At 69.3% G+C, this 24,830-nt stretch carries 17 protein-coding genes and 3 pseudogenes; 6 read left to right on the top strand and 14 right to left on the bottom strand.

Annotated elements, in window-relative coordinates; genetic code table 11:
* The first annotated feature begins 718 nt into the window (after window positions 1-718).
* The 4 genes from AB0F91_RS21600 (at window position 719) to AB0F91_RS21585 (ending at window position 3,105) form a co-directional block, all read left to right on the top strand.
* Window positions 719-949, top strand: coding sequence for a hypothetical protein (locus AB0F91_RS21600; protein WP_360599732.1), 231 nt, complete (start codon window positions 719-721; stop codon window positions 947-949).
* Window positions 950-1,257: 308 nt separating this feature from the next.
* Window positions 1,258-1,872, top strand: coding sequence for a DUF4190 domain-containing protein (locus AB0F91_RS21595; RefSeq protein ID WP_360599730.1), 615 nt, complete (start codon window positions 1,258-1,260; stop codon window positions 1,870-1,872).
* A gap of 161 nt (window positions 1,873-2,033) precedes the next feature.
* Window positions 2,034-2,375: a hypothetical protein gene (locus AB0F91_RS21590; protein ID WP_360599728.1), complete on the top strand. Its 342-nt coding sequence runs from the start codon at window positions 2,034-2,036 to the stop codon at window positions 2,373-2,375.
* Between the two features lie 271 nt (window positions 2,376-2,646).
* Window positions 2,647-3,105, top strand: coding sequence for a hypothetical protein (locus tag AB0F91_RS21585; protein WP_360599726.1), 459 nt, complete (start codon window positions 2,647-2,649; stop codon window positions 3,103-3,105).
* A 102-nt stretch (window positions 3,106-3,207) separates the two neighbouring features.
* Here the strand turns inward: AB0F91_RS21585 and AB0F91_RS21580 are convergent, their stop codons facing one another.
* From AB0F91_RS21580 to AB0F91_RS21550, 7 genes and pseudogenes are all read right to left on the bottom strand, one after another.
* A complete protein-coding gene (locus AB0F91_RS21580) occupies window positions 3,208-3,549 on the bottom strand; it encodes a hypothetical protein (protein ID WP_360599724.1) in 342 nt (113 codons plus the stop codon).
* 301 nt (window positions 3,550-3,850) lie between these two features.
* On the bottom strand, window positions 3,851-3,991 hold the full coding sequence (locus AB0F91_RS21575) for a hypothetical protein (protein ID WP_360599722.1): 141 nt from the start codon (window positions 3,989-3,991) through the stop codon (window positions 3,851-3,853).
* 894 nt (window positions 3,992-4,885) lie between these two features.
* Window positions 4,886-5,205 (bottom strand): annotated as a pseudogene (locus tag AB0F91_RS21570) (hypothetical protein).
* Window positions 5,206-5,412: 207 nt separating this feature from the next.
* Window positions 5,413-10,377: an AAA family ATPase gene (locus tag AB0F91_RS21565; protein ID WP_360599720.1), complete on the bottom strand. Its 4,965-nt coding sequence runs from the start codon at window positions 10,375-10,377 to the stop codon at window positions 5,413-5,415.
* 1,139 nt (window positions 10,378-11,516) lie between these two features.
* Window positions 11,517-11,804 carry a hypothetical protein gene (locus AB0F91_RS21560; protein WP_360599718.1) on the bottom strand — a complete coding sequence of 96 codons (288 nt, stop codon included), beginning with the start codon at window positions 11,802-11,804 and terminating at the stop codon, window positions 11,517-11,519.
* Between the two features lie 55 nt (window positions 11,805-11,859).
* The gene (locus AB0F91_RS21555) at window positions 11,860-12,003 is read right to left on the bottom strand and encodes a hypothetical protein (RefSeq protein WP_360599716.1); all 144 of its coding nucleotides are present in this window, start codon (window positions 12,001-12,003) and stop codon (window positions 11,860-11,862) included.
* Between the two features lie 83 nt (window positions 12,004-12,086).
* Window positions 12,087-12,179, bottom strand: a pseudogene (locus AB0F91_RS21550) (SAM-dependent DNA methyltransferase); the annotation flags it as partial.
* 623 nt (window positions 12,180-12,802) lie between these two features.
* Here AB0F91_RS21550 and AB0F91_RS21545 point away from each other — a divergent pair.
* On the top strand, window positions 12,803-13,822 hold the full coding sequence (locus AB0F91_RS21545) for a hypothetical protein (RefSeq protein ID WP_360599714.1): 1,020 nt from the start codon (window positions 12,803-12,805) through the stop codon (window positions 13,820-13,822).
* An 886-nt stretch (window positions 13,823-14,708) separates the two neighbouring features.
* Here the strand turns inward: AB0F91_RS21545 and AB0F91_RS21540 are convergent.
* Together AB0F91_RS21540 and AB0F91_RS21535 are read right to left on the bottom strand one after the other, a co-directional pair.
* On the bottom strand, window positions 14,709-14,897 hold the full coding sequence (locus AB0F91_RS21540; protein WP_360599712.1) for a hypothetical protein: 189 nt from the start codon (window positions 14,895-14,897) through the stop codon (window positions 14,709-14,711).
* A gap of 299 nt (window positions 14,898-15,196) precedes the next feature.
* A complete protein-coding gene (locus AB0F91_RS21535; protein ID WP_360599710.1) occupies window positions 15,197-18,604 on the bottom strand; it encodes a S8 family serine peptidase in 3,408 nt (1,135 codons plus the stop codon).
* Between the two features lie 186 nt (window positions 18,605-18,790).
* Here AB0F91_RS21535 and AB0F91_RS21530 point away from each other — a divergent pair, with 186 nt between their 5' ends.
* Complete coding sequence (locus tag AB0F91_RS21530) at window positions 18,791-19,753, top strand: helix-turn-helix domain-containing protein (protein WP_360599708.1); 963 nt, start codon at window positions 18,791-18,793, stop codon at window positions 19,751-19,753.
* Between the two features lie 461 nt (window positions 19,754-20,214).
* On the opposite strand, the gene AB0F91_RS21525 is transcribed toward AB0F91_RS21530, so the two are convergent.
* The 5 genes and pseudogenes from AB0F91_RS21525 to AB0F91_RS21505 all read right to left on the bottom strand — a co-directional run.
* On the bottom strand, window positions 20,215-20,400 hold the full coding sequence (locus AB0F91_RS21525; RefSeq protein ID WP_360599706.1) for a hypothetical protein: 186 nt from the start codon (window positions 20,398-20,400) through the stop codon (window positions 20,215-20,217).
* A gap of 187 nt (window positions 20,401-20,587) precedes the next feature.
* Window positions 20,588-20,995 (bottom strand): SMI1/KNR4 family protein, encoded by a 408-nt coding sequence (locus tag AB0F91_RS21520; RefSeq protein ID WP_360599704.1) that lies wholly within the window; start codon window positions 20,993-20,995, stop codon window positions 20,588-20,590.
* A gap of 12 nt (window positions 20,996-21,007) precedes the next feature.
* Window positions 21,008-21,265 carry a hypothetical protein gene (locus AB0F91_RS21515; RefSeq protein WP_360599702.1) on the bottom strand — a complete coding sequence of 86 codons (258 nt, stop codon included), beginning with the start codon at window positions 21,263-21,265 and terminating at the stop codon, window positions 21,008-21,010.
* A 386-nt stretch (window positions 21,266-21,651) separates the two neighbouring features.
* Entirely contained in the window at window positions 21,652-23,349 is a 1,698-nt protein-coding gene (gene ilvD, locus AB0F91_RS21510) for a dihydroxy-acid dehydratase (protein WP_360599700.1), read from the bottom strand.
* A 144-nt stretch (window positions 23,350-23,493) separates the two neighbouring features.
* Window positions 23,494-23,979, bottom strand: a pseudogene (locus AB0F91_RS21505) (alpha-hydroxy acid oxidase); the annotation flags it as partial.
* Between the last annotated feature and the right edge of the window lie 851 nt (window positions 23,980-24,830).

Here is a 24,830-nt window from a genome sequence, read left to right as displayed (position 1 = left end):
CCGCAGGCCATGGTCAGGCCGACCAGCGCGAAAGCCGGGAGAAGGGCGAGCGCCTTCATCTGGTGTCCACGAGCCACTTCGACACTCCTCGTAGTCTCAACGGGAAAACATGAAAACGCTGGTGAACTCGGTGGAGAAACGCGAGGCCGGTACCCGCATGACGTCACCAGGGACCGCCTCCCCCGCGCGGGGGAGGCGTACACACCAGGTGCCCAGCGTCGACACACGTCGCGTGACTGTTCGGCGCCTGTCGCTCGACGCGGCCGGGGCCGCCGGAGTCTTCACGTACAAAACGGTCGAGCAGGGGGCCGCCACCAGCATCGTCGCGGCCGTCGCCCCCCGAGTTCGCTCACTCCGGAGGCCATTACCTCGACGATGCACAAGAGGCCTACACCGTGCCGAACGACGCCGACCTCGCGCAGCACCCGCACGGTGTCAAGGAATGGGCACTCGATCCCGCCTCTGCCAAGCGCCTGTGGACCGTCTCGACCGACCTGCTCCGCGTCTGACCTATCGACGCCGGGTCTATCTGACTGGGCCCTCCGGGGAAAGCCGGACCTCGGGCGAGAAGTAGAAGACCACAATTCCGTAGAACACCCATTCGACTCTGTGCACTCGATCCGTAGGTCAGAGAGTTGGACCCATGCCACATAGACCGCCCAGACGGAGCAGTCTTACCGACGGGCCGGACAGCCGAGGGAGCGCGGTCTTCGACGCCATGTTCGCACCGCTCGTGCTCGTCGTGCCCATCTTGATCGTCGCGGGCGTGTTCGACGAGTGGTCACACCTCGCCGGCACCTACGGCCGCTGGGCGATGTTGGTCGTGGACGCCGTATGGGGCGCGGCCATGTTGTGGCGCCGGCTGCGCCGGATCCACAGGAGCGAGCACCAGGAGTCCGCCGAGGAGGGCATCGAGTCTTCCCCCGTGCCGGCCGGCGGCCACCAGTGAACGTCCGCGGACCTCACGGCTATGGGCATATTTGGGTCGTTCTCGGCCTGTGCGGGTTCGGTGGCGTGCTGGTCTGGGCCGGATGGGCGGCACTGACTCAGCTGCTCACCGGAGGCTCGTAAGACACGAGAAGGCTGCCCATGGCTCAACCCGGACGACGACGACATCGGGGCGCAGTGGGGAGAACTGAGATAACACGGCCGTAACACCTTGCTGTGACGCGTAACCCTGAGGGTGCGTGCTCCGACATGCCTGAGGCTTGCGGTCTCCACCACGAGAAAACTCCATACCGAAAGTAGAACGAAACCGTGAATCAGCCTCACCCGCAGCAGTCCTACCCTGAGCAGACTGCGCCCGCGCCGACTGCCCCGAAGAACGGGCTCGGCACCACCGGATTCGTGCTCGGGCTGATCGGCTTGATCTTCTCCTTCATCCCGATCATCGGACTGATCGCCTGGCCCCTGGTCATCCTCGGCATCATCTTCGCCGCGGTCGGGCTCGGCCGGATCCGCAAGCACCGCGCCACGAACAAGGGCCTCACCATCACCGGCTTGGTCCTGTCCGTGATCGGCCTGATCATCTGCATCATCTGGACCGCCACCGCCACCAAAGCCGTCAGCGACCTGAACACCGAGGCCAACCGCAGCGTCACGATCCACTACGAGGTCAGCGGCACCGCGAAGGACGCCACGATCACGTACTCGACGATGTCCGGCAGTGACTTGTCCACCAATCAGGAACAGGCCAAGCTGCCGTGGTCGAAGGACGTCACCGCCCAGGGGCTGGTGAAGGGCGGCACTCTCACCGTCACGACGGGTGCCGGTGGCGGGAAGGCGACCTGCAAGGTGGTTGTCGACGGCAAGGAGTCGAAGACCGCGACCGCGTCCGGCCAGTTCGCCACCGCGTCCTGCGACGGCTTCTGATCAGAGTGGGCCGCGCATCTGTGATCGCCGCCGCGCTGTCAGCAGCTGTTGGGCCTACCGCGGCTGCGTGCGGATCCGGCACGCCTACCACCCCCGCCCCGCCGGCGCCCGTGTCATCGAGCTACAAGTCGGCGTTCACCGACACTGGCTCGGATGGCCCGTTGTTCGACTTGAAGGGCGCGCTCTCGCTGCTGGTCCCGAAGGGCTCCACAGCCCTGAAGAGTGGGGAGATCTGCCAGGGCACTGCGGTGTATGCCGACGCGAAGCTCGGGACCTTGGTCCAGGTGTACAACCCGTCCGGGAGGTCGATCGCTTCAGGTGTGCTGGGTCAGGGCCAGTTTGTCGAAAACGAGCTGGGGGCCGCGTGCAGGTTCGACTTCACGATCCGGGGCGTGCCCGATGGTCTCCCGACCTACGGAGTCGAGGTCGGGTCTCATGGCGTGCATTCGGTCTCCTCGACGGAGGCGCACTCGTGGGTCGCGATCGCTGACGCCAGCTTCTGAGCGGACGCCCGCACACAAAGAAACCCCCGCCGCTCAACCCGGGTGACGACAGCACCGGGGAGCGGCGGGGGGCTTCTGTGGGGACCGGCGGAAGGGAAGGGCCGGTCCGGCTTGCGGGGATGCTTGCTCACAGTGGCAGGGGTGGGATGTAATGCCACCCCACCTCCGCCCGACCCTTGTCTGTTCAGGCCAACGGAGGAGAAAGAGAAGTAACGATCGCCTGGCAACTCCCGTCTGATCCGTTGATCAGCCCGAAGGGAACGACATTGGGATGGGCATGAACCGGACGGCCATCGCTGCGACAAGCGGCGCGCTTGGCGTGGTGGCGTTGATCGGCGCGTTCGCTGGCGGCTACTTCGTGGGCCGCGATACCAATCAACCAGCAGCCGAACCCACCACGACAGCCGGTGCGCCGCCGGTTGTGATCTATACCTGCACGCATGATGCCGTTTCGGCGCCCTCGTCGTACGTGCTGACTTGTGCTGACTTCGGGGTCCAGTTGCAGGGACTGCGGTGGTCGGGTTGGGGATCACCGACTGCGCACGGTGCCGGCGATTTGTCGCAGAATGACTGCACCCCGGACTGCACCCAAGGCCATTTCGTCCAATTCCCGGCGTCGGTCACCGTGTCCGGTCTGAAAGGACACGCCTACACGTGGCTGTCCGTCAAGGCACCTCAGGCGCCGGGCGGACCGTACGACTTCACTCTCACGTCGAATGGCCCGTCCTAATCGCCGGCGGCCACGACCGCGGGCCACGCCACCACCGAGCATGGCGACGACCCCCATTGGCTGACGATCGGAAGCTGATCAGGGGCGCCGTGTCGGCGAGCCTCAGCCGGTCGTTGGCGGGTTTGCGGAGTTGCGGACGGCGTACACGAAGACGGCCCAGAGGAACACGGTCAGGAGCTGCCACCAACCGGTGGCGCCCGCCGTGTCGATGACGTTCACGACGGCCGTGAGGCCCGTCATGATCAAGACGAGCTTGGTCACGGGAGCGCCGGGGACGTTGGGCGCGGCGAACACCGAGGCGGCGCTGGCGACGGCGATGACGATGGCGACGTTCACCCACTCCGGGGTGGAGATCGTCTGGTCGCCGGTCAGGGCGGCGAGGATCGCCGAGACTCCGGCGGCGAGGACGGCGGCGGCTTTGGCGTACTGCATGGCGCCGGTCACCGGAAGCTCAGACTGGCGGTGCGCTCCGGGTGGTCCGGGGCGTAGGTGTAGATGATGTTGGTGGGTCCCGGCGCGACGTCGATCTTCCATGGGCGGAGTCGGTCGACGCGGAAGTCCTTTTCCTTAGGACCACTTGTAGTCGAAGTCCGTACCGGGTGGCAGGCCGTCACCGGCTTGCCAGATGCCGTGCACGATCATGCTGTCCATCGACAGCGACCGGTGGTCCCCAGGATCGAGCTTCATGCTGGTCTCCTCGTCGTCGATGAGGGTCGAGATGGACGTCTGCGCGGCGGGGCGCCGGTCAGTAGGAGCCGGAGAGGCTGCCGGTGTAGCTGAGATCAACCGATCCGACGGTTCCGGCGGCGCAGCCGTTGCTGGTGAACTGGTGCAGGTCGACGCGGCCGGCGTAGTGCATGACCTGGTTGCGCTGCCCGGTGTTCACGCCGTACTCGGCGGCCCATGTGACGTCCCAGTCGAAGGGCCAGCTGTCGGGCTTGAGACTCGCGAGCCACGACGTGGACGCGTAGAGCCGGCCGAGCCGGACCAGCGGTTGTCGTATTTATCCGGGCAGCACCGAACCCCGTACCGCGGCGGAGGCGCGTGTACGGGGTTCGGCGGAGCGGCTCACTCGGTCGGTCGGCGGGAGAGTGAGCATCTCTTTTCCGCGGTGGCGGAGAGTTTCTTTCAGGCGGCCAGTTCCCGTGCGGTCGGTCTGGTGTCCGGTGGGGGATAGCGCAGCGTTTCCCGGTCACGCCCGGCCAGATCGCAGCCGGGGCGCCAGGTACCCACGTGCGTCCACTGCCGGCCCCACCAGTGACTGATGAGGACTGTGGACCGGAAGCAGACCGGGCACGGCTGGCGAAGGGAGTTGATCGCCATCGGGAGGGGCCTCCGTGTCGGTTTCGCTTCGTACCCCTGAAGTGTCGCTTCTTACTGGCCGTCCGCACATCGGGAGTCCTACGGAGAAACTACGTACGCAGCGAGGTGGGCCGTCCAGCCCAGCGACACCGCTGCAATGGCGTCGTCGACGTCCACCACCGAGAGGTCTCCGATTCCCGAGTCCACCGCCAGTGACCCCCCTGTGCAGTCGGGACCGGTCCATACGGTCACGGCGACACGCACCCGGATCGACGACGCCTGCCCCGGCGCCAAGGCGTTGCCGGCAGTGCAATCGGGACAGCGACTCGTTGTCGCCACTGAAATCCTTATGTCGAACAGTTCGGCGGTGTTCTCGCTCCCATCACGCGTTGTGACGCTGACGTTCGGACCCGTCCTTGCCGCCGTCCGGACGCAGACCGAATTAGACGTCGGCGCGCAACTGTTGCTCGCACCGCCTTCATGACGAGCCGCTGTTGCTGCTGATGGGCGCCTCGATGAGGTCTCGCGCGACGACGATTCCTTCCTTCACGATGTAGCACTCGACGACATGGTCGCCTCGGAACTTGGTCCGCTCGTGCTCGCGTTGGGACGGTTCGACTGGATGATCTGTCCACGGATCTCGTTGCGGTGTTCGGCTTCGTCACCGCGGTTGAGCACCTTCCACCCCACCTCGTAGAGCTGCTCGACGCTGCATTCAGTGACGGTGAAATCGAGGTCCTTGTCCGCTCGGAGCCGGCTCCCTCGTTGATCATCTTCCGCAGCGAGGCGGGCCGCCATCTGTTCTGTCTGACCTCGCAGGCGATCGTGGGCGAGTGGCGGATGTCGACGGGGACAGCACTTCGATGAACTCTTCGGTGTCGTCGAACGAGTTTCTTCACCTCAAGCTGCGAAAAGTGGCTTTGGGGCCGTGTGGCCGGGACCACGGAACAGAGCACAACGCTCCTCGACGTCGGGGGCGGCGCACGAAGGTGAGGTGACTTCTGCTCAGCTCGGGCCCACGTCCGCGCGCTGCAGGGAGAACTCGGCCAGAACGGCGGTGCCCGCGCCAGGCGCGGTCCGCACCCAGAGCCGGCCGCCGAGCGCTTCCACCCGATCTTTGAGCCCGACCAAGCCGGATCCGCCGGCGAAGTCGGCGCCGCCACGGCCGTCGTCGCGTACCCGGACCCGCAGCACGCCGCGGCCAGCGCCGACGATCTCGACCTCGACGTGGACAGTCGATGCGTGCGCGTGCTTGGCCACGTTGGTCAGCGCCTCGGACACGACGTAGTAGGCGGCGATCTCGACCGGCTCCGGCAAGCGCCGGTCGACCTGCACGGCCAGCTCGACCGGGACCGCGGAACGGCGGGCGAGTGCCTTGAGCGCCGGGCGCAAGCCGCCCGCGGCGAGGACCGATGGGTGGATACCGCGGGCGAAGTCGCGCAGCTCGTCCAGGGCAGTGACGGCTTCGGCCTCCAGAGCCTCCAGCTCTTCCCTCAGCTCGCCGGACTCGGGCGGTACGACCGCTCGGGCGGTCCGCGCCCGCATGGCGAGTGTGACCAGACGTTGCTGGGCGCCATCATGCAGGTCCCGCTCGATCCGCCGACGGGCCTGGTCGGCCGCGGTGGCGATTCGCGCGCGCGAGGCGATGAGGTCGGAGTAGAGCTGGGCATTGTCGAGGGAGACGGCGAGCTGCGCGGCGATGAGCCTGACGGCGTCGAGCCGTTCCGTGGCGAACGCGGCGCGCATGAGGCGGTTCTCCAGCACCAGCACCGTCCGCAGCGCGCCGCGGCCGGGGATGGGCATGGCCAGCAATGAACAGGCATCCAGGCCGGCGATGTACGGGTCACGGGCGAAGCGGTCGTCGCGGGTGGCGTCGTCAACGATCAGGGTCTCAGCCGTCCGCTGGACGTAGCGCACCGCCGACATCGGCAGGTCGCGTTCCTGCGGGCCGCCCGCCGTGGCGGTGTCCGTGGTGCGGTTCGGTGTGGGCAGCAGCCAGTCGTGGCGGTGCTCGTCCCACAACAGCAGGTGCACGCTGGTGGCGCCAGTCATCGCACTGAGCACCTCGACGACGCGGGTGTGCAAGCGCTCGATGTCGGTCTCCGAGCTGAGCGCCTGCGACGCGGCGAGGATGCCGAGCAGGTCGAGCGTGCCGGTCGTGACCGTCGAGGTGAGCCGGAGATCATCGGCACGCCGGTCACCGCCGGGCTCGCTGGTGGTGAGTGCTCCCAGCCGTGAGGTCGGGTAGGCCCAGTCCAGCTGAGCGACCTTGGCAGTCGCGCCCCATGCGGCGTAGTACTGCCGCGCGCGAGCGAGCAGGTCGCGACCGGCCTGCTCCAACCCGTGTGCGAGGTAGAAGCGGGCGGTGCGTTCGGTGATGAGGGCCCGGTGCCACGGGCGCTGCCGGCCAGCGGCCTCGCGCCGGGCGGTGTCGAAGGCGAGGGCTCCGGCGCGGAAGTCGCCGAGCGCCCAGGCCCGCTCCGCCTCCAGCAACCGCTGCAGGTGCCGGAAGTTGTCCGGCGCGTCCGCAGCGCGGGCGGCCAGCCAGCTCGTCACCTCGTCCAGTTCGGACAGCAGACCGGCGCGCTCGTCGCCGTGGCCGGCCCGGGCCTGCTCTGCGAGGGCCAGCCCGCGCAGCAGGCGGGCCACGGCGGAGGGGTAGAGGCCAGATACAGCCCGTAGCAGCGTCATAGCCGCCGCGGCGTGCCGCTCCAGGCCGTCCGGATCACCGAAGACCGCGGCGACGAGCGCGTGGCTGAGATGTGCGTGGAAAAGCGGCATCGGGTTGTTGGCGAACCTGTCGGTGGGGACCGCCGTGCCGGTTGTGGCGACGCTTTCGCCGCGCAGTACACCGGCCAGCCACAGGTAGCTGTCGAGCCACCGGCCGGTCTGCTCATTGCCGGTACGCCGCACGAAGGCCAGACCCGCCTTCACCTCGGCGACGAGGACGTCCAGTGACGGCGCGCAGTCCAGCAGGTAATGCGCGGTCGGGTGGTAGGTGTAGCCGGCGTTGGCCAGGTCGCCCCCCGCGATCAGCCCCTCGCGGGCCCGCCTCGCGGCTTGGACACCGTTCTCGATCGGCTCGAACCAGCAGCTCAGCAGAGCGAACCGGCGGCGGGCTTCGGAGGTGCCGGGCTCGTAGCCGCGGGCCTCGCCCAAGGCCAGGACCCGGCGCACCGCCCGGTACCCGGCGGCGTGGTGGCCGCGCCGCGCCACCTCGGCGACGGCGGCGGCGCTGACAGGTCCGATGAGGGTAGGGCCGGGGCCGCGCTCAAGCCAGATCCGCAGCGATTCCAGGCCCAGCCAGGCGCCCGTGGCGTCGCCGCCGGCGAAGTAGGCCGCCGGCTGAACTGTGTCGATCAGACGGGTCGTGGCCAGCAGTGTGGGCTCGGTGAGGTCGGGCCGAACCAGATCATCGGCAGGGTCGGTGCGGTCCAGCCACCGGTACAGGCGGTCGAACTGGTGGTCGAGCTCGGCGGCGAGCTGGTCCGGCACCGGCACGGTGATGCCCAGCCCCCGCAGCACGTCGATGCCGAGTCCGATCGCGTCCGCAAATCGGTTCCGGTGGGTCAGGCTGCTCACCTGTACCGCCGTCGCGGCCGCGCGGTCCAACGCGGTGGGGCCCAGCCCTTCGATCGTGCGGTACTCCTCGTCCGCTTCATCCAGGCGGCCCAGGCCGTAGAGGGCGGCGTGGCGGCTGGTGTGCACCGCGATCAGCGTGGCGGTCTCACCCGGGTCGGTCAGCCGCAGCGCGGCGGTCAGCAGCACTTTCACCAGCGCGTGGTCCCCGACCAACGTGGCCTGGTCGGCGGCGTGCCGCAGCAGCCCCACCACCCGACGCCGCTCGCCGGCATCCTCGATCGCGTCGATGACCGGCAGGTACTGTTCGGCGGCGCCCGCATACAACTGCGGCACCCCGGCCAGCCGCCGGGCCGTGGCCAGCTGCAGGGTGCGTCGCCGCCCCGGATCGAGCCCGCGCAGAATCTCCTCGCGGAGCCGATCGTGGCGGAATCGCACCGCCTCGTGGGCGCCGGGCTCCATGACGAGAAGGCCTTCGGCGAGGGCGGGCGCCAGCCTCGATTGCACCTCGGCCGCTGGGTCACCGGTCGCAGTCTGCAGCAGGCTCAGCTCGGCGCGGCCGCCCAGACCAGCCATCGCCTCCACCAGCTGCCAGGACGGCGGCGGTACGGTCTCGATGCGTGCCGCTAGCAGCTCGCCGACCTTTGACCGGCCCAGATGTGCGCGCACCGTCGCCGCGTCCCACCGCCAACCCGTGGCGGTCGTGGTGAGCACGCCGTCGCGGCGCAGCGCGTTGAGCACCTCCACGGTCTCGTACGGGTTGCCAGCGGTGTACGGCCTGATCACCTCGGCCAAACCGGCCGCCACAGCCGGGGCCGCGTGCAGCATTTCGGCGACCATGGTGACAAGGCTCGGGACGGGCAGGTTGTCCAGTCGCAGGTGCCGCGCTCCGGCCTGGTCACGCCATCGGGACAGCGGCGCTGCCAGCGGATGCGCCGCGTCCACGGCCTCGTCGCGGTAGGCGCCCACGAGCAGCAGACCCCTGATCGGTTCCTCGTCGAGCATCATGTCGACAAGACCGAGCGCGGCGGGGCCGGCCCACTGCAGGTCGTCGAGGAACAGCACCACCGGGCGTTCCCGTGACGCGACCGCCCGCAGCGCCTGCACGCCGGTCCGCTGCGCCCGGTTCTGCGCGGTCAGCGGATCCCCGGGATCGGGCGGCACCGCCAGCAGCGCGGCGAACTCCGGCACCACCGCGGTCAGGAGCCCGACGTTCGGGCCGAGCGCGGCCAGAATCCGTGCGCGAACCTTGGTCAGCTCGGCCTCCGGCTCGGCCAGCAACAGCCGGCCCAGCGCCCGAAACGCCTGGTGGACCCCATTGAACTCCAGGTCGCGCCGGTACTCGTCGAACTTGCCGGCCACGAACCAACCGCCCCGGCCGGCCACCAGCGGCCGCAGCTCGTCGACCAGCGCGGTCTTGCCCACCCCGGCTGTCCCGCCGACCAGCACCGCCCGGCACCGGCCCGCCTGCGCGTCCTCGAAACCCGCCTGCAGGGTCGCCACTTCGTCGTCGCGGCTCACCAGCCGCGGCGGCAGCAGCCGCAGCGGAACATCGTGCTCGCCGACGCGGACGGACACGGCCGCCGGACCCACCTGACCCTCCCGCACCCGCTCCAGATCGTGACCCACACCGTCGGCGGTCTGATAGCGGTGGTCCGGTTCCTTCTGCAGCAGATGCAGGATGATCTCCGACAGCGGCCCCGGTACCGCCGGGTTCACCTTCGCCGGCGGCGCCGGCACCCGCGCCAGGTGATCGTGGGTGAGGCGCAGCGGGTCCCCGGTACCGAACGGCGGCTCCCCCGTGGCCAGCTCGTACAGCGTCGCGCCCAGCGCGTAAAGGTCGGCCCGCTGGTCCACCGACCGGCCGGTGCGCCCGGTCTGCTCCGGCGCCAGATAGGCCAACGTCCCCACGATCTGCGTGTGGTGGGTGAACTCCGGGCGGATCTCGGCGAACGAGGTCGCCAACGCGAAATCGACCAGGCACGGGACACCGTCGCCGGAGACCACGATGTTGGCGGGGGTGATGTCACGGTGCATCACACCCCGTCGGTGCATCCCCGACACTGCCCTGGCCAACCCCACCCCCAGCCCGATCAAGACATCCACCGGCAGCGGCTTGGCCAGCCCCGCCAGGCTGGTGCCACCAACATCCGCCAGCACGATGCTCCCCGGGTATCGGGGCGCCTCCAGCTGCGCCACCCCCGCGACGCCGCGCAGCCGCTCCAGCATCGCCGTTTCGTGCCGCAGCCGGCGCTCGGCGTCCGGCCCCAGCGGCTCCTTCCGGATGACCGTGCGCCCAGTCAAGAACAGCCGACTCACGCGTGTGCGGTCGCTCTCGTGCAGTACCTCGGCAGGCGGATCTCGGCCCGGCAGCACTCCGTTTGCCCCCATCCGATACCTCCACGCACGGACCGGATTCCACTCACACCGTGCCTACACCTGTTCGAGGGCGAAGGCGACTATTCGTGCTGCAGTTCGACTTCACTCGTAGTAGCCGCACCCTCGAGCAGGTGGGCACCACCCTCGACGGCGCTGCCCCGCACGTGGACCGGATACGAGCGCTCGAGCTCCGAACCCAGGGCACGAACATCCTGCCTCGATTATCGCCATGACGCACCTCCCACCCCGGGACGAAGGCTGCCACGTCGCACGCAGCGCGCGGGATGCCGGTTGCCCAGGGTTATGCTCTCACCAGGCTGCCCTCTATGAGCAGATGCAGCCAGTCGCCCGCGCACTCCGATGTGGTCCTCGTGATTTCCTCCTCGCGGCCGACGCCGTGATCCTACCTGTTGCGCTGGGCAGACTTTCGGGGAAAGGAAGTGGCATACAACTGCCCGTTTCCTTTATCTACAGCGCCTCAGCCTTTGTCGACAATTCGCGCCCAACATCGACATGAGCCCGAGAAGGATACATTGAAATCAGCTCGTGAATTACCTTACTCGCGAAAGATTTGATGGCAGACCGAAAACCAACAACAGGACAACGAATTATCTCATCATTGAAACTAGCCCTCACCACAACCGACTCACCTCTTCGGCGAAACCACAAACTTTTGTCCGCCTCAGTAAATCCATACCGCGCGTCGACATCGTTGTCCGCCGCCAAGACTTCGTAGAGCCGCACCATCGAAATCGCGAAATGAAGGACAGGAACCACGCGAGTTCAGTCTCCCAGGAAGAGCCGCTTCCGCGCATTCCCACGGAGCTCGGAAAGTAGTGCCACAGGAGCTCACCACAGGTCGCCTTCGCTACGTCGGCGTATACTCCCATCCTGTTTGGCAATCTTCTAGATGATAGAAAATCTCCATTAGTCACCTCGGGTACATGCTACGGAAACTTCCTTCTGGGTCCAAGCAGGCGCGAATTCTAGTCTCACCCTTCTCGCCAATAGCTCTTCCCGGTCCGAAATCGAAGTAAGCCGACCCCGCGACGCCTTTGGCCCCGTTCGATGCTGCCGGTTCCTTCTCGGCATTCGGGAAGGCGTGCGGCGGGTGCGCGGCTTCACCGAATTAGGCTCATGGACGTCAGCGATCAGCTCAGGTCGCGTTTGCGGGGCCGCCCGCCGCCGGCGCCGCGCCCGGGTCGTCCGCGTTCCCAGATTTCGATCTCGGGACGGCGGCTGCGGGCCCAGCCCGGTGTGCGCCCGACCATCACGTCCGGCTCAGGGAACGGGTGGTCGGCGGCGTAGCGTTTGCGCCAGGTGGAGACGACGCGGTGGTCGTGGCCGAACCAGGTGCCAATTTCGACCATGTCGGCGTAGCGGAGCGTCTCCCCCGGACTGCTGGGCTGCCCGTCCACCTCGGTCCGCCGGTCGGTCATACGGCGGAAGTTAGCAGCGGGCAGCACTGTTCGCAGGGATCGCCACGCGCGGTGGCTAGAGCTGGTTCAGGAAGTTGATGGCCTCGATGTCGCGGGCGATGCGGAGCACGTCGTGCCGCGCGTGGAGCGCTTCGCGCGCCCAGTTCGGCCTGGCGAAGGTGTCGCCGCAGTAGAGGACGACGGACGGGCCGAGGCCCACACCATGCTGCTCACCGCGGTCGCGGCGATGGCCAAGGCGTCGATGTCCGCGCCGAACCAGACCATGGTGGCCGGGTCGTGGCCGTGGCGGCGGATCACTTGTGCCGCGGCTCGGAGCAGGCCACCGGTGCCGACGACGGGATCGCAGAACTGCTGGCCGGGCTCGACGCGGTCGATGCCGAGCGCCGCGGCGGCCAGGGCGAGGTCTGGCGGCGTGTAGATCTGTGCGCTGCCGCGTAGCGCGGTGCGCGATTTCAGTCTGGTCAGGAGGTGGCCGAGCAGGTCGCTGTTGTGGCGCCGCTCGGTCCCGGCGGTGGACCAGGTCGGGCCGGGCGCGCAGAACCGAGCTCCACGCCCATCGGGCGCTGGACAAGAACTTCTGCGCGAATGCCCCGCGTATCTGCTTCGCCATGCTCCCGACGTCGTCCGGCCTTAACAGGCAGAGGGTCGCCGCTGCGTTCATCGGGACGTCGTGCCGGATCTCCGGGTTTCCGGCGTGCCACGCGTCGTCGATCGCACCCACCACCTGGGCTGCGTGCTCATTCTGAGGTCATCGCCGCTCCGATCAGGTACTCACCGAAACATTGCGTACTTGGTTGTCGACGTTAGAGTACCGTAAACGTGGAGAACTTAGTAGTCAAGGTTTCTGGAGGGCGCCATGCCAAGCAGCGCAATGCCAGAGTGGCGGCCACCTGCGCATCGCGAGCTGCCGGCATTGCGCGAGCACCTCGCCGATTACCTGTTGACCGAGCCGGCACTGGCGTTGACCGCCGGGGCGCTCGCTGCCGGGCGGAAGTACGTTGCGGCCCGACGGCGATTCGGTGTCTGCAGCCGCGCGGCTCCTGACCGATGAGCACCAGCGCCTGAGTCAGGCGAAGCTCTTCTACGTCACCGAGGACATCACCAAGCTGGTCCTCCACGCGGCCCGCAGCGTGAAGGACCACTGGGATGTCCGTCTGCACGATGTGCCGTCGCTGACTGGGTTCATTCACTTCGGACACCCGATGGCCGAGTACGTTCGCGACGACGGCGCCGTCGTGAGGATCGTCGCAATGTCGTGGGGACCGACGGACCTGATGAACTCGCCGGACGCCGGTCTGTGGTTGTCCTTTTGGTCGGTGACGGACTATCCGAGCGCCGAGGCGTACCTGCGGAACCTGGGCGCGGGCCGGGCAGAGGCGCCTCGATTGGCGCGGGTGCAGCACGCGGAGCTGACGTGGGACAACGAGATCTACTTGCCGTGGGGGAAGTCCGAGGCGACGTTGCACGCGAGTGGCGTCCGCCTCGCGGATCCGTCGAAGATGTCGGCTGCGAAGACGACGTTGGATTGGCTTCCCGTGGTTATCGCGGCGTGGCTGTTCTGCTTGCCGAACTCGTTCACCGAGGTGGACGAGGCCCACCTGCCCAGGTCGTTGCGGCGCCGTGCCGAACGCGCTGGCGTCGACACGTCGCCGGTGCGTGTGGTGTCCGTGAGCCGGAAGCCCCGCGCCCTCACCGTTTCTCGCAGCACGGGCGAAAGTGGACGGACCCTCGGTGTCCAGTTCCCCGTATCGCCGTTCGTGCGGTGGCAGGCGTGTGGGCCGGGCTGGCAAGACCGACGGCGCCGCATCGGCGCCGGTCGCTGGCGAGGACCGGTGGACGCGCCGGTCCGGATCGGCAAGACGGTGACTTGGTCGACACGCCCGTCGACCGTTGAAAAGAAGACTCGGCCGCGGGCTGCAGGCTGGGGTCGGCCAGTAACCGGCTCACCCAGTTCGCGTTGGCGGCGAACGCAGCCCTGCAAAGGGATCGTTCGGGGTGGTCTTCCTCGCGGCCGTTGATTGCCAGGTCCGCCGCGTTGTCGGGATCGGTGGGCTCGGACAGCGCGGCGGGCCACGAGCACCAGATCGAACAGTTCGCCCCGGCGGGGCACCGAGGGGTTGGCCGCCAAGCGCAACAGGAACGGCAGGACGATCGGCATCACGGGGCTGATGCGCAGGGTGCGGACATCACCAGCCATCCCAGCGCCCGTTCCGCTTCCTCGGCCGCGTCGGAATCGAGGAGAGCGCAGCACGACCGGGGCCCCCGGCGGGCAGCCGGGGATCGCCGACCAGACCACGTCGTCACATTCGGTCAGCGCCGGATGCGGCAAAGCCTTCTGCGCGACGTGCGGTACGCCGCTGCCAGAGTCGCGATCGCAAATAGTCCCGGATCAGCTTCCGATACAGCCCTCGTGTCGACGCGTGCAGCGTGTTCCTCGTCGCCAACCACTGCCCCACCGTCACCAACGTCCGACCAGGATCCACGTCGTCGCCAAGCCAGAACCCCCACGCACCCTCCGCCGCAGCCCGTGACACAAACCCACCGCGCTGCAAACGACGACGCCCACCATCCCGGCCAGCAGCCAGTTCGACCGTAAAATACCACCGCCCGTGGCCACGCTCACCCAGCCTCGGACAATGCAAACCTCACCGGCGACCATCAGCCGGATTGACGCACCCACACCGCTTGGACACCCGCCCACCAGGCCGCCTCGCCATAACGTCTCCCTCTACAGGGAAGTCCGCCCCAGGAAGGATGCGCGTCCCCGCATGAACGCTCCAGCCTTGAAGGCCCCAGGGAGCTGGGGAGCTGCCGTGTCGACGTGGACGGTCGATCGGCTTGTTTTAGTCACCGGCCATGAGGAAGCCCGTAGCGCCAGCGAAGCTGTTGTACACGGTGGACGCCTCAACCGGGGGTTCCGCCGGTCGGTGTGAGCGTACCGCCAATCTTGTCGGCGGACTCCTGGGCGGCAGCTTGTGCAGTAGCGGTCTTCTCGGCCGCCCAGTTGCGCACGGCGGGCGCGTAGCCGGCCGGCTTGTCGCCGGCCTTCGGGCCGGTGCTGACCAGCCACGACTGGTACTCCGGCGTGAACATGCGGTAGACGCCGGCCGGGGTGCCGCACTGACGCGTTCGAGATCGGCGCGGATCTCCGCCCGGGGTCGAGGAAGTTGCCGCGGGCCTCGACGTAACGCCGGAAGATCAGCCGGGCTTCGTCCGCGGTCCTGCCCGTTGGGGCGTGGAACCCCGCCGTGCCGAAGTTCATGGTCCCGAGCGCGAGCCGGCTGACGCGGCATGACCCCACCGCGCTCGGCCAAAAATGGACCCGCAAATCCAGAGCTGGTCACGCCGGAAGAACCAGGCCGGGAGGGCTGCGCCGCCCTCCCGGCCCGGGACTAGCTGCCCGCGGTGAACGACACCGTGAGACCGCCGAGACGGGCGATGTGCGGTCCGCTCGCCAGGTTCCGCAGGTCGAACGACAGCCGCGCCGTCCGGTCGGTGCCGAGGAACACCGTCTGCTCGCCGGCGACCGTGCCGTCGAGCCAGAGCACGCCCGTATACGAGCCGGAGCGCTCGCCGACGTTCTTCACCGCCGCCGTGATCCGCGGGTGGCCGTGGGAATCGGCCGCGAGGTCCGACACGGCGAAGCGCGGTTCGGGGCCCGGGGTGCGGTCGTGGACGAACACGTCGGAGTAGCCGTTCGTGTCCCCGGCGACGAGGTTCGTCGCTGCGCTTTCGAAGGCGACGTACTTGCCGTCGGTGCTGATCGACGGGAAGTCGCTGTATGCGTCACCCAATTCGCCGTGCGGGCCGCCGGAGATCTTCTCGGTCGTCCCGGCGTGCAGATCGCGCACGTAGACGTCGGAGAAGGCGTCGTCGCCGGCGACGAGGTTGGTGGCGAAGCTGAAGAACGCCACGAACGCGCCGTTCGCGCTGATCCGCGGGGTGGCGGAGTAAGCGTTCGCCCCGCCGGCTGCGCCCAGCGCCTGCGTCACGAGAGTGTTGGTGTGCGTCTGCCGGTCGTAGACGTACACCTGGAAACCCTCTTCGGTGCCGCTGATCGCATACGCGACCTTGCGGCCGTCGGCACTGATCGACGGCTGCGTGGCCTCGGCTCCACCGGGCGCCGGGATCATCTCCGTGGTCCCGGTGCGCCGGTCGCGCACGAACACGTCGCGGTGGGTGTTCGCGGTGCCGGGCACGAGGTTCTCCGCGCCGCTTTCGAACGCCACGAACCGGCCGTCGGCGCTGACACTCGGCTCGAGCGAATCACCGTCCGCCGACACGCCACCCGCGCCGGCCGACACCAGCTCGGTGCGGCCGCTGACGCGGTCGCGCAGGAACACGTCCTGGCGGCCGTTGGTGTCCCCGGGCACCAGGTTGGTGGCGGTGCTGAGGAACACGGCGTAGCGGTCGTCCGAGGTCATGGCCGGCTGGCTCGACGACTGGTTCGCCTGCTCCCCGCCGGTGCCGACGGAGACCCGCTCGGTCTTGCCCGTCTTGCGGTCGTGCACGAACGCGTCGGGCACACCGTTGGTGTCACCCGCCACGAGGTTCGTGGCGCCGCTGAGGAAACCGACGTACCGGCCGTCGGGGCTGACGGTGGGGCTGATGGCCCACGCGTTCGCGCCCGTGCCGTCGGAGGCCACCGACATCCGCTCGACGATCCCGGTGCGGGCGTCCCGCGCGAAGACGTCGACGTCCTCGTTGGTGTCGCCCGGCACAAGGTCAGGCGCCAGGTCGCCGAAGGCGATCACGCCGCCGTCGCCGCTGAGCGCGGGCCAGAACGCGTCCGCGTGGACCTCCTGTCCGGTCCCGGTCAACGAGACCCGCTGGGTCGCGGCCGGGCGAGGCAACGCGAAGTCCGTGCCGGCGTGGGACTTCTTGCCCGTGACACCGACTTGCCGAGGCTCGGTGGCCGAGATGCCGGGCGCGGACGCGGACACCTGGTAGGTGCCCTCGGGGACGTTCGCCACGGTGTAGCGGCCGTTGCGGTCGGACACCGCGGTGAGCTCGTCCGGGACACCGAGCACGCGGACGGTGGCGCCGGGCACCGCCGAACGCGTCGGGCCGAAAGTCACGCGGCCGGTGATCGTGCCGCGCGGGGTCGGCTGGAGCGTGATCTTCAGGTCGGCGATCGCGTCGTCCACGACAGTGGCGCTCACGTGCTGGTCGCGGTAACCGAAGCGGGACAGCGCGAGGTCGTAGCGGCCGGCCGGCAGGCGGAGCGTGAAGTGCCCCGCTGCGTCGGTCGTGGCCTTGCGGCCGGTCGAGGTGACCGTGATCGTGGTGCCGGACAGGGGCGCCCGCGTCCCGTCGGCCGTCACCGTGCCGCTGACGCCGCTGGTGAGCGACGCTTCGGCGACGGCCGCATACGCGTCGATCCGGCCCGCACCGTAGCGGGTGTTGGGAAGTGCGCCGTAGCGGTCGTCGGAGAATGCCGTGCCGTCGAGGATGTCGAGGGTTTCGTCCACGCTGAGGCCGGGGTTCGCCTGCCGCATCAGCGCGACCGTGCCCGAGACGTGCGGCGTGGCCATCGACGTGCCGCTCAGGCTGCCGTACTCGCCGCCGGGCAGGCTCGACGTCACGTCGAGACCGGGCGCGGACAGGTCGGGCACGACGTAGCTGGCGGGCCAGGACTCCGGCGCGTTCTGCCAGTCCGTTTTGTGGACGACACCGCCGCAGGAGAAATCGGGCACGTTGTCGTCGGCGTCGGTCGCGCCGACACCCACCGACTCGTAGATGTTGCCCGGACTGGCCGAGCCGCCGGGCACGCAGTCGTTGCCGATGGCGAAGGCCGGGAACGCGCCGGCGAGGTAGATGTTGCGCGCGGGCTCCACCATCTCCTCGGCGTAGCCCTCTTCGCCGAGGGACATGCTGACGACGTCGGCCGGCTTACCGGCGGGCCTGCCGTCGGCGTCGTACGGCGCGATCGCCCACTGCATGCCGGCGACGACCTGCGCGAGTGTGCCGGACCCGCCGGGGATCACGAGGCCTGCCATCAGATCCGCGCCGGGCGCGACACCGATCTGCTCGCCGGACGCGGCGCCGCCGGCGATGGTGCCGGCGACGTGGGTGCCGTGGTAGGCGCTGTCGTGCGGCGTGGAGTGCACGGGCTTGCCGTCCTCTCCGAACTCCAGCCAGCCACCGGGGTGCTCCGGATCGGCAGGGTCGTCGGTCACGAGCTTGCCCGCGAGGTCGGGGTGCTCGGCGTCGATGCCGGTGTCGAGGATCGCCACGCGCACACCCTTGCCGGTGAGCCGGCGTTCCTGCTGCACGCGGTCGGCGCCGATCTTCTGCACGCCCCACGTCGCCGTTTCGCCCGCCTGGCGAGCGGAGACCTTCTTGACCGGCGGCTCGGTCGGCGTGGTGAGGGTGAAGTTCGGGATCACGTGGTCAACCAGGGGCAGCGCGGCGACGGCGTCGAGGGTGGCCGGCGTGGCGCGCACGAGGACCATGTTCTTGAGCCAGAAGGTGTTCACGACCTGATCGCCGCGCGCGTCGACGAGGTTCACCACCGGCGCCTGCATCGCGGCGGCCGAATCGGCGAGCTGTCGGCGTGCGTCGGCGCGCGTGAGCCCGGTGCGGTCTGTGAGGACCACGGCGGCTTCGAACCGGGTGCCCGGACCCGTCCGGGCCGCGGCCATCCGGGTTCTCAGTTCCTGGGCGATCTTGGGCGAGTGGGCCGGCCCGGTGGGGGCGGCCGAAGCCGGTGCCGCGGGCAGTGCGCCCAGCGTCCCGGCGGTGACCAGCACCGCGAGGACCAGGCGTTGCCCGCGCGTCCGCAAGGCGGACAGGGACATGGGGAGACTCCTTCGCTCCGTCATCTCTGGCGGGGGAGATGTGGCGGGCGCGTCGGGGTGGGCGCCCGCCACCCGGAAAACAGTGCAGGAGTGATCAGGGGCGTGACAAGCTCGCAGGGTGGCCAGTTCCGGTCAGCTGTCGGGTTTCCGACAGCCTTCGTGGTCCGGACCAGTGGGAGGAACGACGTGCTCGAGGCGATCGGGCTCAGCGGTGACGACGAGGCGGTCTACGACGCGCTCGTCCACCGGACGCAGGCGACGGCCGCCGAACTGGCGGAAGACTGCCACCGTCCGCCGGCGAGCGTGCGCCGGGCGGTGCAGCGGCTCGTGGACCTCGGGCTGGCGACGCGCTCGTCGGGGCGCTCGCCGCGGTTCGTCGTGGTGCCACCGGACCGCGCGATCGAGGCCGTCCTGCAGGAACGCGAAGCCGCGCTGCGCGATACGCGCCGTCACATCGCGACGTTGACGGCCGCCTACCGTGCGAGCACCCGCTTCGCGCAACCGGGCGAGCTGGTGGAGGTGATCTCCGGGCGCGACGAGGTCAATGAGCGATGGGCGTGCGTGCAGCAGGAGGTCCTTGTGCAGATGCGCGGATTCGACCGCCCGCCGTATGCCGCGCCGAACGGGCACCAGGAGCCGAACCACATCGAGCTCGCGCTGCTGGAGCGGGGCGTGCGCTACCGCGTCGTATACGACAAGAGTGCGCTCGAACTCGGCGGCGTACTCGACGACATCGCGGTCGGTGTGCGCCACGGTGAGGAGGCCCGGATCGCCGGCGAGGTGCCGATGAAGCTCGCGATCGCGGACGACCGGTACGCGATGATTCCCTTGCTGCGCCCCGGGGACGTGGCGTTGACAGCTTCGTACGTGATCCACCCGTCGCCGCTGCTGGACGCGCTGATCGCGTTGTTCGAGGCGGTGTGGGCGCGGAGCGTGCCGTTCCAGTCGGGCGCTTCGGACGCGTTGCCGCCCGGCGAGGCGCAGTTGCTGATGCTGCTGGCGTCCGGGCTGACGGACAAGGCGGTCGGGCGCGCGCTGGGCTGGAGCGAGCGCACGGTGCAGCGGCACGTCACGAAGCTGATGCACCGCGTCGGCGCGCGCACGCGGTTCCAGATCGCGATGGAAGCCACGCGGCGGGGCTGGCTGTGATCACCGGCTCGAAGCCGTAGCGAGCGGCGAGCACGTTGGACGGTTTTGCCGCGCACGCCCGTGCCGCCGACGTACCGGGCGGCCGAGGAGATGGCTGACGTCATCGCCGATGGCGGGCGCGGGCAGGCTACGACGTCGACTTCCCCGAATGAGGGACCTCGCTTCGCCGTGCCTTCGGCGAGCGCGTCGCCCCAGACGTCGTTTCTTGGCCCGAGGTTCGTCCGCTGGTTGGGTGGCAGCGGGATCGCGTTGTGCTTACCCGGCTCCCGGGCGCCATACTGCCAGGATGCCGGCGCCGCGCACTTCCCGAAGCCGCTGCACTCCACCGCGGTCCGGTAGCCCGTGCTGAACTCAGCACGGAGCCGCCGGGCTCGGCGTTGCGCCAGGCTCCGGTTCCGGCCCCTCGCCGGAGTGCACTACACCAGTGCGAAACCCTTCACCAACAGGTCCTAAGCCCCAGATCAGGGGTTCGTCGGTGCCTCACCGCGTTTCAGTGCGGCAATGGTCGCCCGGATTCTCTCTTCTTCATCGTCAGCGGGTGAGCCCATGCCGGTGACCCGGTCGAGGTGGACGACCAGGAGGGCTTCAAGCCGATTCAGCCATTGGGCGTTCGATTCGCCGGGTCTCTGCTGTACCTGGTCAGCCATGCCCTCAGAGTACGGCTTCGCCGTGACCCGCGAAGCCGCTTGGAAGCCGACCTTGGCTACGAAATTAGCGCGCCTTAAGGCACGAAAGCGCACGCCCATTCCGACCGGTCCCGACCGGTGATCCGGCCACCCGATCGGCCCACCCCGACAGGCCTCAGGGGTGCGGCTTCTCGTCGATGTCCACCCGTCACTCCAGCTTTCCCAAGAACTCCGCGAACGACCGCGCCACTCGCCGCGAGACGCGGTCCTCGTCGACGTACACGACGGCGGGCTCGCCGGCCGGACCTGAGGTGGAGTAGTCGAACATCACGGTGTCGTGGCCACCTGACGGCGTCATCCCGATCACGACCCCGACGTCCGGGTACTCCCACTCCGCGACGAGGTACGCGCTGCCGAATTCGCCGTCGATGCCGTCCGGGCCGCCGATTCCCAGCAACACCTCGACCTCGAAGTGGTCCCCCGCCCATGACGTCGGGAAGGAACTCGGACACCTCCGGCGCAGGAGCGGGCCGGCGGCCAACGCGGCCAGGTAGCTGCGCGGCAGCCGCACGCCCAGCGTGTGCTCCGCCGCAGCCACCCGCGATGGCTCATCCACAGCTCGACTCCTTCACGACAGTCGGCAGAACTCAGCCCGGAAGCGCGCTTCGAGCGCGGAGCCGGACCGCGCGCCCAACAGCTCCCACACGGTGCAATCGTGGCCGACGAGCACGAACTCGCCTACGCCCCGGTCAGGCGAGTCGAGCGCCAGGTCCTCGGCACGTTCCACGGCGACGAGCGTGCAGTCGACAGTCTGGCCGATGCCACGCGCGAATTCGAGGGAGGTTTCCCTTCTCCTCTCCCTCTCCTTCCTTCCCGCCTTCTGCACCTGGCCAGCCACAACGTGGCGAATGCACCGGGTGCTGATCCGCGTCGACGAGCTACGGCAGTCGTTCGCGGAGATCGGCAAGCGCGCTGCCGGCGCCGACGTAGCTGGGAAGCCCTGATCGAGGCCAAAACCCCGCGTCCAGACCGCGAGAGGTATGCCGCTGTGACTGCGCGGTCGGTCGGCGTTGTCGTCACGAATTTCCGCCCCACCTGGGTGACTAGACGCCACAATGCTCCTGTGGCACCCGAGCTCCCACTGCCCATCGACAGCATCGACAGCGCTGCCGAGGCGTTGCTCGCCAAGATCGACGCACGGCGATGGTCCGTCAGCGATCCGGCCGGCGCAGCGCTGCGCCGGCCGGATCGCCGGGCGCAGTCCTGCCTGCGTTACCCGCAGACAGCGCCCTGGGAGGCCGAGCCGACGAGCCTGGAGTACTTGGCCAGCACGCCGCGAGTGTAGCGGGCGGGCAGTGGCGTCCAGCCTGCGCGGCGGGCCGCCAACTCGGCGGCATCCACGCCGAGGTCCAGCGTGCCGGTGGCGACGTTGAGGCTGACGGGATCGCCATCGCGGACGAAGGCGATCGGCCCGCCATCGGCTGCTTCCGGGGCGACATGGCCGACGCACAGGCCGGTCGTGCCGCCGGAGAAACGGCCGTCGGTGAGCAGCAGGACGTCCTTGCCGAGCCCCGCGCCCTTGATCGCCGCGGTGATGGCGAGCATCTCCCGCATCCCCGGGCCGCCCTTGGGGCCTTCGTAACGGATCACCACGACGTCGCCCGCGACGATCGTGCCGTCCTCCAGCGCGTCCATCGCGGCGCGTTCGCGATCGAACACCCGGGCGGTGCCGGTGAACACGTCCGAGTCGAAACCGGCGGACTTCACGACCGCGCCGTCCGGCGCCAGGGAACCACGCAGGATCGTGATGCCGCCGGTCGGGTGGATCGGCGAGGCCATCGCGCGCAGCACCGTGCCGTCCGGGTCCGGCGGCGCGATCTCGGCCAGGTTCTCGGCGACCGTACGCCCGGTCACGGTCAGGCAATCGCCGTGCAGAAGATCCGCGTCCAGCAACGCTTTCATCACCACGGGCACGCCGCCGATGCGGTCGACGTCGGTCATCACATGCCGTCCGAACGGTTTCACGTCGGCCAGGTGCGGCACCCGCGCACCGATCCGCGTGAAGTCGTCCAGGCTGAGCGGTACCTCTGCCTCGTTCGCGATGGCGAGCAGGTGCAGCACCGCGTTGGTGGAGCCGCCGAACGCCATCACCACGGCGATCGCGTTCTCGAACGCCTCCCGGGTCATGATCTGCCGAGCGGTGATCCCCTTGCGCAGCATCTCGACCACCGCCTGACCGGACCGCCGCGCGAACCCGTCACGCCGCCGGTCCGTCGCCGGCGGAGCCGCGCTGCCGGGCAGCGACATACCCAGTGCCTCGGCCGCACTGGCCATCGTGTTCGCCGTGTACATCCCGCCGCACGCGCCTTCGCCGGGGCAGATGGCGCGCTCGATCAGTCCGACGTCCGCCCGGCTCATCAGGCCCCTGGCGCAGGCACCGACTGCCTCGAACGCGTCGATGATCGTGACTTCGCGCTCGCCGCCGTCCGACAGCGTGACCCGGCCGGGCAGGATCGAACCGGCGTAGAGGAACACACTGGCGAGGTCGAGCCGGGCGGCCGCCATCAGCATTCCCGGCAGCGACTTGTCACAGCCGGCCAGCAGCACCGAGCCGTCCAGCCGCTCGGCCTGCATCACGGTCTCCACACTGTCCGCGATCACCTCACGCGACACCAGGGAGAAGTGCATGCCCTCGTGGCCCATCGAGATACCGTCGGACACCGAGATCGTGCCGAACTCCAGCGGGTAGCCGCCCGCGGCGTGCACGCCGTCCTTGCTTGCCTTCGCCAGCCGGTCCAGTGACAGGTTGCACGGCGTGATCTCGTTCCACGAAGAAGCGACACCGATCTGGGGCTTCACCCAGTCGTCGTCACCCATGCCCACGGCCCGCAGCATCCCGCGCGCGGCGGTGCGCTCCAGGCCGTCCGTGACGTCGCGACTGCGCGGCTTGATGTCCGGAGTCTCGTCCATCGACGGAGCCTACCGCTCCGCCACGCCACGAGGAGCACCGAAAGAGCTGTCACGGATGGCGAAGCTGGGTGACAGGTTCGGGACCGTGTAGCACGCTGCCAGACCGTCACCGGCAACACGCTCAACACCGGCGCCGAACGCTCATCACGGCAACCGCGCTCTCTGGCAGCCGCCCCCGGGCGGGTGGGCCACGGTGCGGGCTCCGGCGATGCCCGTCGCGACCACGCGGTGGTCGATGTCCTCGATGCGGGCGCAGGCGGTGAGGGCCATCGCGCGGTCGAGCTCCGAGGTCAGCACCTGCAGCACCCGCTCCACGCCCGCTTGCCCGCCGGCCGCGAGCCCGTACAAGTAGGGCCGGCCGACCAGCACCGCGCGGGCACCGGTGGCCAGGGCGGGGAGCACGTCGTTGCCCCGTCTCACGCCGCCGTCCAGGAACACCTCCGCGTGGCCCGCGACCTCGGCGACGACGCCTGCGAGGGCTTCGATGGTGGCGGGCGCGCAGTGGAGCTGGCGGCCGCCGTGGCTGGACACCACGATGCCGTCGGCGCCGTGGTCGAGCAGCACGCGGCAGTCGGCCGGGCGAAGCACGCCCTTGACCACGAGCGGGCCGGGCCACCACGCGCGCAGGTCCGCGCGGTCCCGCGCGGTCCCGCGCGGTCACGGGGTAGAGGCTGCGCAGCATGTCTCGCTGCATCGCGTGCGGGGCGACCCGGCCGTGGTGCGAGCCGCGCCGGCGCAGGTGGCCGCGCGCGATGTCCACCGCCCAGCTCGGGCGCGTGGCGCAGTAGCGGCAGGAACACCACGGCCGGCACGAAACGCAGGAAGTCGAGCGGATAGTGCACGAGCCGGTACAGCAGCGGCACGGCGCCGAGCGCGACGCCAAGGACCAGGCCGGCGACCACACCGCCGGCCAGACCGACGGCGAACTGCTCCAGGGTCGCCATCAGGGCGTGGACGAACCCGGCGGTGGGAGCCAATTCGACGAGCGCCACCCCGATCGCGCTGATCGACGGCACCTCCGGCGGCAGCCAGCCGGCGCGGGCGATCAGTTCCCACAGCACGAGGATGCCGAGAGTGGTCAACCACGGGTGGCCGCGCTGCAGCCACGGCCGGGAAACCCGGCGGGCGGGGGCGGCCGCCGGCGTCGGTGCGTGGACGGTGTCGCGGCAACTCTCGGCGGGCTCGCGCCCGCCAGTCCAGTGTGGACACCGCACCCGCCCGGCGGCCGAGAACCGAGATGGGACAGCAGCGGACTGTGCCGTCGGACGCGGGCGTCGCCGTCGGCGAGCGCGTCGGCCAGCCGTTTCACGCCCAAATCGACAGGATCCACATCAGCACCGAGCAGATACGCCCGGGCCTGCTCCGCAGCCACCCTGGTACGGAACCCGCCGCGGCGCACCCGATGCCGCCGCCCATCCGGACCACACGGCAAGTCCAACGAGAAATACCGCGTCCCGTGTCCCCGCTCGACTCACCGAGAA

This window comes from Amycolatopsis sp. NPDC023774 (assembly GCF_040639695.1).
Lineage (GTDB): Bacteria > Actinomycetota > Actinomycetes > Mycobacteriales > Pseudonocardiaceae > Amycolatopsis.
The sequence above is the reverse complement of the archived record's forward strand: the minus strand, read 5'-3'. Positions and strand labels throughout refer to the sequence as shown.